Origin of the sequence: Blautia sp. TM10-2 (assembly GCF_003480845.1) — a bacterium.
Classification (GTDB): Bacteria; Bacillota; Clostridia; order Lachnospirales; family Lachnospiraceae; genus Fusicatenibacter; species Fusicatenibacter saccharivorans.
Window position 1 is genome coordinate 523 of the sequence record NZ_QUJZ01000031.1, and the last position, 681, is coordinate 1,203.

General features: G+C 44.1%; 1 pseudogene. It reads left to right on the forward strand.

The features are described from left to right. A pseudogene (locus tag DXD92_RS18295) lies at positions 1-681 on the forward strand (hypothetical protein); the annotation flags it as partial.

Below are 681 nucleotides of genomic sequence, written 5' to 3' on the forward strand. Positions count from 1 at the left end.
AAATTATACCGTATCCGTAGATGTCAAAGCAAGCGTTTCTACATCGATGGATCCAAGCTTTAGACATGGTGACGGTTCAAACATGTTGATACAATCATGTAAAGCCGTAAACAACAAAACAGTTGCGAATGTATGGACAAAACTGGTATGGGTTGTAAAATCAGCAGCAACATTGCCTAGCGGAACTTCACAGAATACATATTTTACCGGAATGAACAGTAATGTTGGGGTCTCATATCAGTTTAAAAACCTTAAGATCGAAAAAGGCAATACGGCAACTGACTGGACTCCAGCACCTGAGGATTATGTGTCTTTTGTTGACGTGGAGTATTATCTTTCGACATCGCCGATTTCTCTTTCTGGAGGATCATGGTCGACGACAGCGCCAACATGGGTTAATGGAAAGTATATGTGGAGCCGTACGGTAACAACGGACGGAGCTGGTAACAGAACGTATTCGCCAAATCAAAATGGAGTTTGCATTGCAGGAGCACAGGGAGCAACCGGAGCCAAAGGTGACAAAGGAGATACTGGAGGGACTGGTGCAACCGGTAAAGGCGTTAAATCTATTGTAGAACAGTATTACAAATCAACGTCAGCAACAGCCATGTCCGGCGGATCGTGGAGCACGACTTATCCTGGATGGGAGAACAGTAAATATATTTGGACGAGATCGGTGAT